Source organism: Spiroplasma citri (assembly GCF_001886855.1).
Lineage (GTDB): Bacteria > Bacillota_I > Bacilli_A > Mycoplasmatales > Mycoplasmataceae > Spiroplasma > Spiroplasma citri.
This window is the reverse complement of the sequence record NZ_CP013197.1, coordinates 43505-58978: the sequence shown is the minus strand read 5'-3', so window position 1 is coordinate 58978 and position 15474 is coordinate 43505. Positions and strand designations below refer to the sequence as shown.

Annotated in this window: 16 protein-coding genes; 2 read left to right on the top strand and 14 right to left on the bottom strand. The window is 24.7% G+C overall.

Going from position 1 to position 15474, the window contains the following annotated elements:
• Positions 1-5: 5 nt before the first annotated feature.
• From SCITRI_RS00295 to SCITRI_RS00230, 14 genes are all read right to left on the bottom strand, one after another.
• Positions 6-1010 (bottom strand): hypothetical protein, encoded by a 1005-nt coding sequence (locus SCITRI_RS00295; protein ID WP_071890412.1) that lies wholly within the window; start codon positions 1008-1010, stop codon positions 6-8.
• Positions 1011-1127: 117 nt separating this feature from the next.
• Positions 1128-1286 (bottom strand): hypothetical protein, encoded by a 159-nt coding sequence (locus SCITRI_RS10905; RefSeq protein ID WP_237237984.1) that lies wholly within the window; start codon positions 1284-1286, stop codon positions 1128-1130.
• A 210-nt stretch (positions 1287-1496) separates the two neighbouring features.
• Positions 1497-2036: an L-threonylcarbamoyladenylate synthase gene (locus SCITRI_RS00285; protein WP_071890407.1), complete on the bottom strand. Its 540-nt coding sequence runs from the start codon at positions 2034-2036 to the stop codon at positions 1497-1499.
• A gap of 22 nt (positions 2037-2058) precedes the next feature.
• Positions 2059-3480 (bottom strand): polypeptide chain release factor methylase, encoded by a 1422-nt coding sequence (locus tag SCITRI_RS00280; RefSeq protein WP_071890404.1) that lies wholly within the window; start codon positions 3478-3480, stop codon positions 2059-2061.
• 34 nt (positions 3481-3514) lie between these two features.
• Positions 3515-4390: a peptide chain release factor N(5)-glutamine methyltransferase gene (gene prmC / locus SCITRI_RS00275; RefSeq protein WP_071890402.1), complete on the bottom strand. Its 876-nt coding sequence runs from the start codon at positions 4388-4390 to the stop codon at positions 3515-3517.
• The gene (gene prfA, locus SCITRI_RS00270; RefSeq protein WP_071890399.1) at positions 4390-5466 is read right to left on the bottom strand and encodes a peptide chain release factor 1; all 1077 of its coding nucleotides are present in this window, start codon (positions 5464-5466) and stop codon (positions 4390-4392) included. The genes prmC and prfA overlap by 1 nt, the downstream gene beginning before the upstream one ends.
• A gap of 104 nt (positions 5467-5570) precedes the next feature.
• Positions 5571-5879 carry a hypothetical protein gene (locus SCITRI_RS00265; protein ID WP_071890396.1) on the bottom strand — a complete coding sequence of 103 codons (309 nt, stop codon included), beginning with the start codon at positions 5877-5879 and terminating at the stop codon, positions 5571-5573.
• 13 nt (positions 5880-5892) lie between these two features.
• Positions 5893-6477, bottom strand: a complete 585-nt coding sequence (locus tag SCITRI_RS00260; RefSeq protein WP_071890392.1) for a thymidine kinase — start codon at positions 6475-6477, stop codon at positions 5893-5895.
• 2 nt (positions 6478-6479) lie between these two features.
• Complete coding sequence (locus SCITRI_RS00255; protein WP_071890388.1) at positions 6480-7442, bottom strand: DHH family phosphoesterase; 963 nt, start codon at positions 7440-7442, stop codon at positions 6480-6482.
• Positions 7443-7455: 13 nt separating this feature from the next.
• Positions 7456-9381 (bottom strand): hypothetical protein, encoded by a 1926-nt coding sequence (locus SCITRI_RS00250; RefSeq protein ID WP_071890383.1) that lies wholly within the window; start codon positions 9379-9381, stop codon positions 7456-7458.
• Positions 9382-9536: 155 nt separating this feature from the next.
• Positions 9537-9842: a 50S ribosomal protein L31 gene (gene rpmE, locus SCITRI_RS10900; protein WP_071890380.1), complete on the bottom strand. Its 306-nt coding sequence runs from the start codon at positions 9840-9842 to the stop codon at positions 9537-9539.
• A gap of 83 nt (positions 9843-9925) precedes the next feature.
• Entirely contained in the window at positions 9926-10570 is a 645-nt protein-coding gene (locus SCITRI_RS00240) for a nitroreductase family protein (RefSeq protein ID WP_071890374.1), read from the bottom strand.
• A 28-nt stretch (positions 10571-10598) separates the two neighbouring features.
• Positions 10599-10949: an NAD(P)/FAD-dependent oxidoreductase gene (locus SCITRI_RS00235; protein WP_071890370.1), complete on the bottom strand. Its 351-nt coding sequence runs from the start codon at positions 10947-10949 to the stop codon at positions 10599-10601.
• Between the two features lie 234 nt (positions 10950-11183).
• On the bottom strand, positions 11184-12494 hold the full coding sequence (locus tag SCITRI_RS00230; RefSeq protein WP_071890368.1) for an Mbov_0401 family ICE element transposase-like protein: 1311 nt from the start codon (positions 12492-12494) through the stop codon (positions 11184-11186).
• Between the two features lie 114 nt (positions 12495-12608).
• Here SCITRI_RS00230 and SCITRI_RS00225 point away from each other — a divergent pair, with 114 nt between their 5' ends.
• Positions 12609-14345, top strand: coding sequence for a hypothetical protein (locus tag SCITRI_RS00225; RefSeq protein WP_071890363.1), 1737 nt, complete (start codon positions 12609-12611; stop codon positions 14343-14345).
• 602 nt (positions 14346-14947) lie between these two features.
• A complete protein-coding gene (locus SCITRI_RS00220; RefSeq protein WP_071890360.1) occupies positions 14948-15460 on the top strand; it encodes a lipoprotein in 513 nt (170 codons plus the stop codon).
• The last annotated feature ends 14 nt before the right edge of the window (positions 15461-15474 follow it).

The window sequence follows — 15474 nt, the reverse complement described above, 5'->3', positions numbered from 1 at the left end:
TCTATTTACTTTCCACCGCGCATAGCTCAATAATCAAAGCCAATCGTTTCATCATCCTCATCTTCTGTTTCAACAGAAACAGAAGCAAAATCTGACATTGGATGATAAGAATCAACTGCTTCTTTTGTTGGTTCTTTAGTAACGACATTATCATCCTCATTTTTAATAATATATCGTTTGTTATAAACACTAACTTCATGTGCAACCAATTGGTCTGTTGCATAATTGCCATACATTTGTTTAACATAAGTTTCAATTAAAAGTGGATTTAATCCAGCAATAAATTTAAACTGTAAAATTCCTTTAAAAATAGCTTGTACTAGACTAAATATTTGTTTAAATTTGACATATTCCACTAAATCAATATTATTAAAAATTACTACAATATTTTCTGTAATGTCATAAGCACGTAGAATTTCTTCAAATTCTCTTCTAATATATTCTAATGGATCATCAAATTCTAACTCATTAACAATTACAATTGAATTCGAATCATTAACTTGTTCTAACGATTCACTTTGTTTTAAAGTTCGTGCAAATAGTTTAACACGATCTCATAAAACTTTTTTATCTTCTAAATTAACTTTCGGTAGTCCTTTAATAATTTTTTTAAGTAGAAATAAAAATGGTGAAGCATATAACTCAATACGTAATAAATTAATATTAACAAGCGGCATTGAAAAAAATGAAGTAGCAATTTCAGACATTGAATCACAATTTCCTTTGTCCATAACTGCTAAGAAAAACTGCATTTCGTTATTTTTTTCTTTAAATATTTTCATTAAATCACGAATAATTTCAAAACTTGATAATGTAATTCCATCAATCTTAAGTTCATTAGTTTTAATATTATGATTATTATTGTTTAGAGAATCTCCTGTTAGTTCCCCATCTTCATTATTGCCTTGTAATAAATTTATGTTTCGATCATTGCTTTTCATATTTATTGTATTTGTTTCATCAGTATTTAATTTTAAATTTTTCATTCTTTCGAATGGATTGATGTACATCGTGTAGTCCTCCTGCCTCATTTCTTTATAGTTAAATTATATCATATTTCCAAAAAAAACTTATAAAAAAATTGCATTATGAAGTGCAATTTGGTATGATATTATCCTTTTCTAAAATTAACCATTGTGTTCTTTCTTTAAATCAGCAAGTTCTTGTTCTAATCGTTTAATTCTTTCTTCTTTGCTTTCTGATGGTGGATTGCTACCATAATCATCTTTTTTACGATAGTCCCTCATTAGTTTTCTTGCCCCAATTCAAAGATTATCTTTATTCATAAAAAGGAAATGCCCCATAAAGTAGCCAATAACTCAAACACCTAAAAATAAAATTGTAATTAAAAAAGCAACCGTATACTTTTCATGATTGATAACAAATAAAACAGTAAAAATACATGTTAACAAGAATAAAATACATAAAACAACAAGATTAACAATTTGATATCATGATCATTTTTTTTATTTATTTTTTTGCCATTTTTTATCTCCTTATCTAATAAATTCTTTCGTTAAAGAATTATAAATCTTTGAAGGGCGATTATCTAAATAACCAGAGTCAACAATAATATCAACATTAAATTTTTGAAGATCATTAAATTCTTTAGCATAATTCTGACCGCTAATATTTACACTTGTCCCATAAATTGGTCCAACCTTATTAATAATTTTTTTTAATCATTTTGACTTTGTAATTCTAATTCCAATTGTATTATCTTCTGTAATGTTATAAAGCTTATTAATATCATCTTTTATGTTACCTATTATAGTAATAGTTTCATTCTTTTTAAAAAGTTTTAAATCTTCACGCGGAAAGTCAATAAAATTCTTTGCCATTCGAACTGAACTAACAATAACTGATAAATACATTTTTTCTGATCGACCTTTAACTTTAAAAATTCTTGCTTTTGCTACTGGTGAACTAATAATGCATGTCATTCCATAAATAGTATCTGTTGGAACAATAATCACTTTTTCTGCTAAATAACTAGCAATAATTTCTTTGCGATCTTTTACAGTATATACTTTCATATATAATTAGCCTCCTTTCTTATTAACATTTTAAATTTGATTTAATTTGTTCATTGCTAATATGATTACTTTTAATTTTTGAAATATGTGAAAAAGCAATAATTGATAAAACAGTAATGAAAGCAGATAATAAAATATTACTTGCTAATAATTCATTTCCTTGTAATCAAAAGTAATCCAAATGTGTTGTTTTAAAAAGTGGTTTCATTACCGTTTCTTTAAAATTCTCGCTTTGACTGTTTCAATAATCAACTGCTTTTGTTAATTCATATTGAGAAACCAGAAACATTACTATTGAATTTCCAGTTACAATTAAAAAACTAACATAAAAACTAATAAAACCCTTTTTAGTTAAATTTGGTTTTTTCAACATCACAAAAGTAAAAGCAAATAGCATTGAAATAATTAAAGCAGAAGAAATAATTGGCACAACACTAATAAAAATTCCTGACCCTGGCATATTCATTGTCATATTAAAATAATCAATATTTGGCTTATCCAAAATACTACTTGTATCTGGAATAATAGCGTTAATTGTTAAATGTGTATAAAAATAAGAAAATAAAAAAAATCGGTTTGCATCAGTAAAACTACTGCCAATAATAATTGTATAAACAAATTGTGGAATAAAAACTATACTTGAAAAAAAAACGACTCATAGTGAAATATTAAATTCATTTGGAATTAAATATAAACTAATAAACTTTTTAAGACGGCTTTGATTAAATGTATCTTTTAAAACAAATAATTCTTCTTTTTTAGTTAGATTAATATTATCATTTAATAATCATTCTAATTTAAAACCAACTTTTAACATAATAAAAATAATAAAAATCATCTGTAATCCTGTAATTCATCAAATAGCATTAAGACCAATTCAAGTTAATGGATACTTATTGTTTGTTCCGGGTCCCGTAGCTAAGTTAATTAATGCGTTAATAATTGCTTCTCGATTTGGAATATCTGGATTAATCATAACTTGAATATTTTTAACAAACTCAGGTCCAGTATAACCACCTCTTAAAGAACGACATCACTCTGTAAATAAATCATAATAATATTCTGCAAGTGAAAATAATAAACAAGCACTAAATAAAAAAGATATAATAAAAACTGTTCCAATTAGCAACATTCTATTATTAAAATTAATTGTTCGTTTTTGGTGATACATGTAAAAAACACTACTAATAATGGCGCCCGCTAATGTTCCTAACGCAATATATGGCAAACCAAAGATTAAAAACTTATTTGGTAAATCAGGTGTTGTAAATGTTGCTAAAACATCCTTAGGTACTGTTGCAATAAAATGAAAGTATTTTTTTAAAAGTTGATCACTATGTGATACATACATAAAAGTAAAATATGGGACCATGATAAATAAAACTAGTAAAAAAGCAATACTAATAATGCGAGTTCTTTTAATATTTTTAAGTTTATCTTCCATATCTGCACCTCACACTTAAGCTTCTTTTATTTTACTACAAAATATTAATAAATAACATTCGTCATTTTTTATTTATATCTTTTTGAAAATAATATTTCTGATTCGGAAAATATTCCTTTACTAATTTTTCTAAATCTTTTTTTTGGTCATAACCATGTTCAAAACATAAAATACCATTTTTTTTAACAACTTTCTGTCAATTTTGAAAAATTTCTCGATAAAAATACAGGCCATCAGCATCACCAAATAAAGCAACATGCGGTTCATAATTTTTAACATGATGACTAATCTTTTGATTATTTGGAATATAAGGTGGATTACAAACTAGAAGATCAGCTTTAATCTTATTTTTAATAAATGGTTCTAGCATATCACCTTCCAATAATTTAACATTTTTGCAATTTAACTGCTTAATATTTCTTTTTGCTACTTTTAATGCTTCAATTGAAATATCACTAGCATAAATTGTTAGATTTGGATTTTCTAAGCCTAAACTAATTGCAATTGCTCCACTCCCTGTTCCAATGTCAATTAAAGTTAATCGTTTATTACAATTACGTTTATTACAATTATTAAGAAACATTTCATCAATTATAATATTAATATTATCAACTAATTCTTCTGTTTCATAACGGGGAATTAAAACATTATAATCAACATAAAAATCATATCCATAAAAATTTTGTAAATTAGTAATATGCTGAATTGGTTTTCCATTACGATACGCAATCAACTGTTGTCAATAATCATCAATCTTAAAGTTAATTTTATCATTTTGAATTGCATATAATTTTGCTAACGAAGTTTTCATAAAAAATGCTATTAAAATTTTAATATCGGCAAGATAATTAGCATTATTTGAGTCTTTCAAATAATCTTCTGACTTTTGAATTAATTCATTAACTGTCATTAGTTTCCTTCCATTTTCAATCTCTGTTCTTCATTAATTAATGCTACTACAATTTCGTCTAAATTACCTTCCATAATTTGGTCTAATTTTTGTAGTGTTAAATTAATACGATGATCGGTAGCCCGATTCTGAGGATAATTATATGTTCGAATCTTTTCGCTCCGGTCACCTGTTCCTACTGCATCTTTTCTTAATGTTCAACGTTCTTCATTAATTTTACGTTGTTGTTCTTCATATAACTTACTTCGTAAATGTTGCATTGCTAATGCTTTATTATCATGTTGACTACGACCATCTTGGGAAGTTACAACAAACCCCGTTGGTAAATGCGTAATTCGAACAGCTGAATCAGTTGTATTAACATGTTGCCCCCCTGCTCCTGAAGCACGGTAAGTATCAATTTTTAAATCAGCAGTTTTAATTTCAAAATCAACTTCTTCAATTTCTGGTAAAACAGCAACGGTTGCAGTTGATGTATGTACTCGACCTTTACTTTCTGTTTTTGGAATTCGTTGAACACGATGTGCCCCTGATTCAAATTTCATTTTTGAATAAACACGATCTCCTTTAACCATAAACGAAATTGTAGAAAAACCTCCTGCTTCTGATTCATTTGCTTCAATTAATTCTACTTTTCAATGTTGTTGCTCTGCATATTTTATATACATTCGATATAAATCACCAGCAAAAATATTTCCTTCATCACCACCCGCTGCTCCACGAATTTCAAAAATAACATTTTTATCATCATTAGGATCTTTTGGTAATAATATTACCTTTAATTCTGCTGCAAGTTGTTCTTTTCTTATTTCCGAAGTTTTTAATTCTTCTTTTGCTAATTCAATTAATTCATAATCTTTTTCTGTCTCTAAAATTAATTTTGCTTCATTAATATTATTTAAAACATTTTTATAATTTAAGTATAAAGCAACGGTTTCCTCTAATTGTGCTTGTTCTTTTGCTAAACTAGTTAATTTTTTAACATCATTAACTATTTCTGGTTTCGTTAATTCTTCATTAATTAAATTTCACCGCTTTAACATCGTTTCTAATCGTTCAATTGTTTTTTGATTCATTTGCTTCACCTCTTTTTTAGACACTTAACAATTATAATATATTTTAAATAATAATGATTAATTTAATTCATTATAATAAAAAAATCATAATAATTAATGATTTTTTATTGATTTAAAATTAATTTTTGAAATTTTGGCAAATTTTTTAATTGGTCAACTAAAGTTAATCGATATTCACAACTTTCAAATGTTTTCTTAATGGGATGTTTATTAATAATTTTTTGACTAATTTTAAAAACATTACCATTAACAATCACATTGTCATTTTCTTTAATTAATAAATCTTCTAAAATAATAATTTTAGAATTAATGGGCAAGTTTTCAACAAAATGACCTTTAATTTTTTTTACATTTTTTGGCTTACTATTTATAACAAAATAAGCTTCAGCATTTAATCCATTTTTTGTTAACATTTTTTCCCCTAAATTAATATGTTACTTCATGACAATGACGACAACGAGCTTCATATTTATCCTTTTCACCAATTAAAACAATTGGATCATAATAATTAGCTGGTTTCCCATTAATTAAACGTTGTGTTCTATTTGCTAAATTTCCACATTTAACACAAATTGCATGTAATTTTTTAACCTCTTCTGCTCGTGTCATTAATTGCTCAATATTAGTAAAAGCTTCACCTCGAAAATCTTTATCTAAACCATTAACAATAACAATAATTCCTTTATCTGCCAAAGAATCAGCAATTTTAACAATATTATTATCAAAAAATTGTACTTCATCAATCCCAGCAACATTTGTTGTTGTTTTAAGGTTTGCTAATAACTCATCAGAATCCTTAACTGATATTGCTTCAACTGCTTTTTTACTATGACTAACAACTTGGTTTTCACTATAACGATTATCAATTGTTGGTTTAAAAACTTGAATTTCAAATTTAGCATAACTTAGGCGAACTAAACGACGAATAAACTCCTCAGTTTTTCCAGCAAACATACAACCAGTGATAACTTCTATTCATCCTATTTCAGCTTTACTATTTAAAAAATACATTCTTAACCTCCCATATATTTAATGTTATTTTTAATTACAAAACTTAAGTCTTTTAAAACTTGTTCTAAATCTTCTCACTGATAAATTTTCGCCCCGCTTGCTAACTGATGACCACCACCACAATACTTTTCTGCTACCTTATTAACAATATAAGTATTACTACGAATGCTAAGATTTATATAACCCTCTGCTTTATTTTCAATTGCTCACATTCAAATTTTAAATTCTTTAATATTACTCATAATATTGACTCATGGTTTAACAGTTTCATAACTCATTTTATGCTCTTTTAACATTTCATCAGTTATCTTAACATAACTAATTTCTTTATTATAAATAACTACTTGCGATAACAAATAATTTTTAAAGCGCACATTGACTCATGATTCTTCATATAAATTTTGATAAATTGATTGCAAATCAAAACCTGTAGCAACTAATTGCCCTGCTAACATAAAAGTATTTTGGCAAGTTTTACTATACATAAAACGATTTGAATCTGTTACAATTCCAGCAAAAATTAATCTAGCTGCTTCTGGCGTTACCGTTAATTTTGATGTTAAAACCAATTCAGCAATCATTTCTGAAACCGCAATTTTAGTTTCATCAATTCATTGTATATCACCAAATGGAGTAACATTAGGATGATGATCAATTTTAATAATTTCTTTCGCTTGCTGCCAATATTTACTATCAATTCGTTCAATGTTCGCTGTATCAGTTACGATTACTAATGCATCTTGATAATCTTCTACTTGTACAAGATTAGGTGTTGCTAAGAAAGCTAAAAAATCATTTGTTGCACCATCAACTAATACTCTCTTATTCGGAAAATTATCTTTAATAAATTGTGCTAATCCAAATGCTGAACCATATGCATCACCATCTGGTGAAATATGGCGTAAACAAATAATTGTTTTATAATCTTTAATTTTTTGTAAAATAAGCCCTTTTAAATCTTGCATTTGTTTTCCTCACTTATATGTTAGCAACTAAGTTACTGTTAACTTTATCATAAACTAATAATGCATTCTTTTCAAAATATATTGTCGTTGTTTTTTTTAAATTTAGTTCTTTTTCTGATACTAAAATTTTAAAAATAACATCATTATTAACTTCAAAAAAACAAACAATTGATTTAACAACTTTTTTAATCGACTTAACATGTCCTTTATATGCTAAATGTAAGTCTTTGTTAAATTCTTTTGTCTTCTGAAATGAAATTAAATTTGGATTAATTGCTAAAAAATATTCTTTTTGATCAATTAATTTAGTTCCTTTAGGTAATTTAATTTTAATTTGCTCATTTTCTAAAACTTTTTCTGCTGCAGAATATTTCATACTAAAAATTTTTTCTGAATTATTATACATTATTTGATATAAATTAATTGTGTTAGGTAAAAATTCAGCATGATTTTTTGACATTAATTTGTAATTATTATCCTTATCAAAAAATAATAATTTTGTAACATAATTTTTAATATTTTCAATATTCTTTGTTAAAACTAAAAAAGTTAACTGCGGATTATAGTTTTTTAAACTAAGTAAAATTTCATTTAATTCATTTGCTTCATTATGAGTTAAATTGTCAAAAGTATTACGTAAAATAATTAATTCTTTCTTACTTAAAATGGCATTAATTAATCTGATTTTAGTATGATCAAAACTACTTAAGTTTTTAGTAAGTTTAAATCAATTCATTTTAATATTTAAACTACTCATTAATTTTTTAACTTCTTCAAAAGCTTGATTATAAACTGTCACAACTTTTTCATTTGCTTCTTCAATGGCAAGTGAATTATCTTTTTCTTTAGTTTGTAATGTATTATTTAATAATTTTAAATGATATTTATGAAAATATTCTAAAACTTTTCCTTTGATAATTGTTGCTTCATCTGGTAATAAATTTGCAATTAATTGTTCTTGTTTTTGATTATAGTTAAATCATTGATCTTCTGATAATTTTGTTCAAGTAATTATATTTGTAGAATTACTTTTATTTAAAATTCCTTTAATAACACTCTTATGTTTGCCATCCTTTAAAACCATATTTATAACATTAAGATGATATTTTTTTAATGCTTTTCGTGCTTTAATTAAGAGATACCGTTCATATGTAATTTCAGTCTGCAATATTTTTAAATACTTTTCACAAACTAATTTTGCCCCAATAAAACCAAAACTTTTATCTTTACGTTTTCTTTTTTTAGAAATATCATAGCAATCACACAAATAATCTAAGTCAGAAATATAATAGATTTTATCTCATAAAGCTTGTAAAAATGCAAGATAACCTTCATATACACGAATTTCTTCTCTTTTGTATGTATAAGTATGTAAACTTTGAATTAAAATTGAATCTTTATCATCATCTAAAATTTTACTAATTTCTTTTTTATGGAATTCACTAATTTTAGTTAAATAAGTCTCTATTCATTCTTCTTTAATATGAATTGAATTAGTAAAATATTCATTAATAATTTTATCTGTTTTTAATATTAAATCTTGTTTATTCAAATCATTACCAATAAAAACTAAATTTTTATAAAAATATTTATTTTTGTTATATTTTAATGAACTATCATGTAAAAACTTTGGAGTTTTTAAAATATGATAAGCAAGACGTAATTTTGTTGGTAAAAAAGCTAATCTTAATGGTCCTGGTGACACATAACCAATTTTTCGTTCTTTTGGTAGTAAAGTTGTAATATTCCTATTGTTTAAATAAATCTTTCCACTACGTGGTTTTTTCTTTCCCAATAACAATTTTAAAAAATATAGTTGTGAAAACTTATTTTCAAAATGAGCCCCCAAAACTTCTTGACTATTAACACTAAAATTTAAATCATTAAAAATAACTTTTTTATATCGTTTATACTTTAAATTATTAATTTTCAATCCCATTAAAATATCACGCTCCCAATTAATTTTATTATACCCAAATAAAAATAATAAAAAATAGTTATTGTTAAGTTAAACTTACATTTATTCTAATTTAATAAAATTACATTACAAAATATCAAAAAAACCTTTATCTTGAAAAGATAAAGGTTTACCAATTATTCTGCTTTTTTGTCATCAGATTTTGGTTTAACTGTTTTTTTGTTAAGTTCTTTTTGTACTTTTGATGCTTTTTTTGCTTGTTTTACTAACTCTTCTTTTTTATTAAATTTAGATTTAAATCGTTCAACACGTCCAGCTGCATTAGCAAACTGTTGACTACCTGTATAGAAGGGATGGCATGAAGAACAAGTATCAACTTTTAATTCTTCTCCTTTAGTAGAACCACTCATATATTCTGTTCCACAAGTTGTACACATAATTTTAGTATCAAAATATTTTGGATGGATTCCTTCTCTTGCCATATAACTCACCTCACTTTTAAAAATATGACTGCATATTATTTACACGTAAATAATGATAACACATATTTAAATAAAAACAAAGATTATTTAATAATCTTTGCAAATTCATTAAAATCAATTCTAACACGTGGCATTGTTGCTTTATCATCATCTTCATCATAGTATCCTAAGGCTAAAACTAAAACTGTATGATGCTTTTCTTGATCAAACGAACAATGTTTTGCTAATAATTCATCACATTTTTTTGCATTAAAGCCACCCATGATAGTAGTTCCTATTTTTAAATCAGCAGCTTGAATTGTAATAAAACTAGTTACAATATGGGCTTGTTCTGAAACAAATGCAAAAAGATGTTCTTTTTGTTGTAAAAAAGTTCGATATTTTTTAATTGTCTTTTCTAACTCATCTGTTTGATTAATAACCCGTTTTAGTCGTTTTGTTAAAAATTCAGTTGAAACTAAATAAGGTGGATTAATACCCGTAATAAGCATTATACAACTAGCATTTTTCACTTTTTCTTGATTTCATCCGAGCATTGCTTCATCAGCAAATTTGTTTTTTAATTCTTGATTTGTAATACTAACAACATTAGTCACTTCAATTCCTAATGAACAAGGTGCTAAGCGCCCTGCTTCAAGTATTACTGTTAAATCTTCATAATTAATTACTTTTTCACTATTATATTTTTTAACAGTTTTCCGTCAATTAATTGCATTTTTTACTGTCATTTAATATTATTATCTCCTTTAATTTTTATTATTCATTAATTTTTGCTAAAGGAACGTTTAATACATCAACACTTTTTGCAAAAGGAGGTGAATATGGTAAATCTAAATATTCAATTTCACCAATTTTAGTTTTTGTCCAAATAATTGGAATTAAAGCATTGATTCTTAAACTAGCCTTATTATAACCAAAAATTTGTGCTCCAGCAATAATCCTATTTTTTTGGTCATAAATTATTTTAATTGTTACTGGCTTAGCATCAGCAACATAGTGTGTGTGATCTGTCCCATTTACAACAATCTCTTTGGCATTAAAACCATTTAAAATTGCCTGTTCTTTTGTATATCCTGTTCGAGCAATTTCACTTTCAAAAACCTGCATAATACTTGTTCCAATTGCTCGGTAGTATATATTATTTTGAGGTTTTTAATAAAATTAAGTAATTAGAAACAAATTATGTCTCGCTTATGAATAAATGATAACAAAATTTATAAAAAATTCAACTTTTTTAAAAATTATATTTTTAATTAAATAAAATAATTTTATAAAATTATGAATTTTGACACACTAAAAAGTACTTTTTAAAGTTATTACCAATTTTAAAAAGTTTTTTATTTATAAAGATAAAAATTGATTTTGAGATTGATTTATTTTAAAAATATTAAATTCAACTTTTTCTTTATTTTTATTAATTTTAACTTCATTAATTCTGCTATTAAGTCTTAACATTGAAGCAATTAACATATTATTAAATGTTTCTTTACAATATATTTTTGCACCTCGCCCCTTAACAGCCTTAATATAATGTGAAACATCACCTTCAACATGACAACCAATATTATATTCTAATGCTTGATTTTCAATACCATCTTTATTATTTTTAATTAATTCAATAGTTTCTAATAAAAATTTCTTTTTGCTGTCAATAACATAGGGTAAATGACAAATTAAAAAATCTAATAATGTTTCATAATTTCCAGTAAAAAAATATATACTTGCTAATTTATATTTTAATCTATTAATTTTGTTTCTATTTCTATATGAAAATAAGTCTTTAAATCTTTTTACTAAATGAAATTTATCCAAACTATATGATACAGTGTTATTTTTATAGTTTGTTTTTATAGCTTTGTAAATTTTTTTAATTTGTTTTTCGCCATCACTTAATACTAATATTATAGTATTTTCATTAATATCATAAGTATCCATTAGTTTAAAAATTTTGTCAATAAAATTATTAAAACTAGATTTTTTATTTTTAGTAACATTTTTATCCATTATTTGAAAAACACCTTTTTTCTTTTTAATTACTTTTCTTGTTTTAGTTGATTTTTCTTCATCAATACCAATATGCATAGTTGAAAAAAATATTTTCTTTTCAATTCTTTTTTTATTTTCTCGCATAGGAACAAAAGCACCATCAATTTGAATATATAAAACATTATTGGGAATTTTAATTTTATTGTTATTTTTGTTGCTAATATAGTCAACTTTTTCTAAATCAGCTTTTTTAAAAATATTAGATATTATTTTTTCACTGATATTAGCATTTTCTGTTGTGTGCATAATATCTTTATATCGTTTTCCATCACCCATAAAAGAAATAAATTTATCTTTTAAATTTTTTTCAATTCTTTCATATTTTTTTAATCCTAATTCTTCATCTAAAGGATGACAATTTATATATTTTTTATTTTTTTCATTATATTTAACATATCTTCGTCTTTTTATAGGAATATTTCCATATTCTGTTTTGAATGTTTTTGGTAATTTTGATACTACCTTATATCCTTGTAATATTTGTCCTTGTTGATATAATTTAAATATCTCATTATCTCTATTAATTAATAAATTTTTAACTTCATTTTGTGTCTCGATTGTTTTATTTTTTTTATAATTTCCTAACAAATTTTTTTCTAACTCCATCTTATTATTTCCCTATCTTTAAAAAATATTTTTAATATAATATTAATAATACTTAATTTGATATTTGATAAGTTTTATTATTTTATCATAATTTGAAAGCGAGGATATCTAAAAATGCAAAACTTTACTGAAATTAATAACAAAAAACGAATTACTAGTTATGAACATTTAAATACAAAATATGATTTAAATTTTAGTGACTATAATTTTGGTTTTGACTGAGAAGTATTTAAAGACTTTGTTGGGGATAGTTATGCCCGTTATTTTACTTCACCAAGTTTTTTTAAGTTTGTTTCTGCGGGTCGTGGTACTAATAAAACATGAAATCATATAGCAGAAAAATTATTTTATGCTTGTAATTTTACTGATGCTTCATCTAATATTTTACGAAGATATGCTAATACCCACGAAGATACTACTTTTGGAGATACAATTAACGTATGTAACTACTTATATGATAAATATGGTATTGATTTAGGACCCGACAATGAAAATGGCATTGTTTGACCTAAAAATGTTAAAGAAGGTGGAGAAATTGTTTTTCCTAGTGGTGTTCGTATTGCTTTTGCTGGTTATGCAAATGGTAATAAAATTATGGGTAAAGTTGGTAAAGATAGTGGTATTATAACAGCGTGAACTGATGAAATGATACATGCCGAAGAAAAAGAAATCTTAACTGATAAAGAATTAGATAAAAGATATAATAATTTAAGAGTTTCAATGTTTCGTTCTAAAAGTTTAAAAGTATCTTATGAAAAATACACCGATGAAAATAATAATGAACAATATAATTTAGACAATCCTATCCCTATAAAAGAATTATCTTGGACATTTAAAGAATGAGATAATATAACAAAACAATATACAACAATAACAACATATTTTCATAAAACATATTCTAATCAATTTACTTTTAATCCTTTTGATAAATACCACGTATTTTATGAAAAATTTGTAACCCCATATTTACCTTTAAATGAAAGAATTAAAAATATTTTAAAAGAACATAACCAAATATACTCAGAAAATAAACAAGCATTTAACGGTTTAGGTGTTTTTAATTTACGATTAACAATGGGGGCTGTTTGAAGTAAAATACCTAATATCACTAAAAAACTTGTTTTAACCAACAAAGAAGAACGACCAGACTTATTTGAACTTGAATATTACGGATTTGAATATAACGACAATGACCCCAGTATTTATGTTTTACGAAATTATCGTAAATATATTAAAGAATATAATTTAAAAGATTTTTATAATTCTAATACAAAACAGTATCAATTTGATAGTTATTCAATTGGTGTTGATTATGCTAATGGAAGCCAAGACCATACCGTATTTTTATTTAGTGGATATAAAATTAATGAAAATAACGAGTATGATAAATATTTAATTGAAGAAAATGTTATTACACCAAAAAATGCAATGAATTTAAATGAATTAGTAGAGCATTACGGACAATGAATAATTAATACATTTGATAAATTTGATGGTTTTGAATATGCCACATTTCATTATGATATTAATGCCCACGACTTTATGCAAAAATTACAAGAAGATATTTACCCTTATTTAGGTTATAAGATTAAAATGTTTAAAGCCAAAAAACATCAAACATCACTTAATAAAGAAGCGGGAATAATTAACCGTGTAACATGAATACGAAAAATGTTTGTTCAAGGCAAGATATATGGCATATTAGATAATTTCCCATTTTTAGATAAATGTATTAGTGAATTAAGATTTAGCGATACCAAAACAAATATACCCGATAGTAAAATGTACCACGACCCATATGATGCTTTGTTTTATGGTTCTTATCCATATCGCTTTAAAATGGGAATATAATAAATAATTTGTAAAAATAAAATAAGGTAATGCAAAAGTGAAGTTAAATTAAAAAAATTTATTTATTTAAAATAAATTTTTTTAATTTAACTTCACTTTCTTTTTTAATATATCTTTTATTTTATAATATTTAATAACACTATACATAGTTATTTTTTTTATTTTTTTTAATCATATAAAATTTCTTTCATTTAATGCGTTCCTCTTTTTTTAAAAAAGAGGGATGACCTGATATTTAAAATACCGATCTAGGTACTGAGATGATGATTTACTAATCATCTCTATTTAAAATATATAATTATTTTTTTTAATTTGTCAAGTAAATATAATTTTTGGCCGAGCGGTTGACTTTCTTAAATTGTTGTGATAAAATCACTTACAAGTTAAAGGTTCTTTCAAACAAATTTGGGAACCTTTATAAAATTCTTCGCTTACCGCTTAGAATTTTTCCCAAGTACTTTGAAAAGCGCGGCAAAAGTTTTTTTAAACTTTAAGTTATTTTTCACAAAATTCTAGAAAGTCTCCGCGAGGCCAGATTGACCCCTTTCAGATATATATATAATTGTGATTGTAAGAAAATTTTAACGAAAGGAATTATAATAATGAAAAAAATATTAAGTTTATTAGGTACAATCACTCTAATTGGAACAAGTACAACAAGTTTAGTTGCTTGTAACACACAATATAACGAAGATGAATTAGAACAATTAAAAATAGAAAACAAAATAAATACTACTAATCAAGAAATTAAAGACAATTTAGAATGAATAGCACCACAAGAAAAACCATTTAATCAAGTTGATAATAAATATTATTTTGTTGTGTGGAGTAGTGATGATAAAAATGATTGAAGAATTATTAAATTCCAAAATAATGATTTACAACACAACAAAATTTTAGATAAACATAATGAATGTGTACTTGTATTAGAATTTTTATCATCACATAATACAGATTTATTTATTCAAGAAAATAAATATCCAAATCGCCGTTGATATTGAAAAAATGATACGAAGAATACTTATTTTAAATCAGTTTATCGTTGAAATGATGAAGAACAAAAATTACCTAATTTAGATATTGATAATAATGGCAATGTAAAAGTTAATACATAATAAAAAGTCATTTA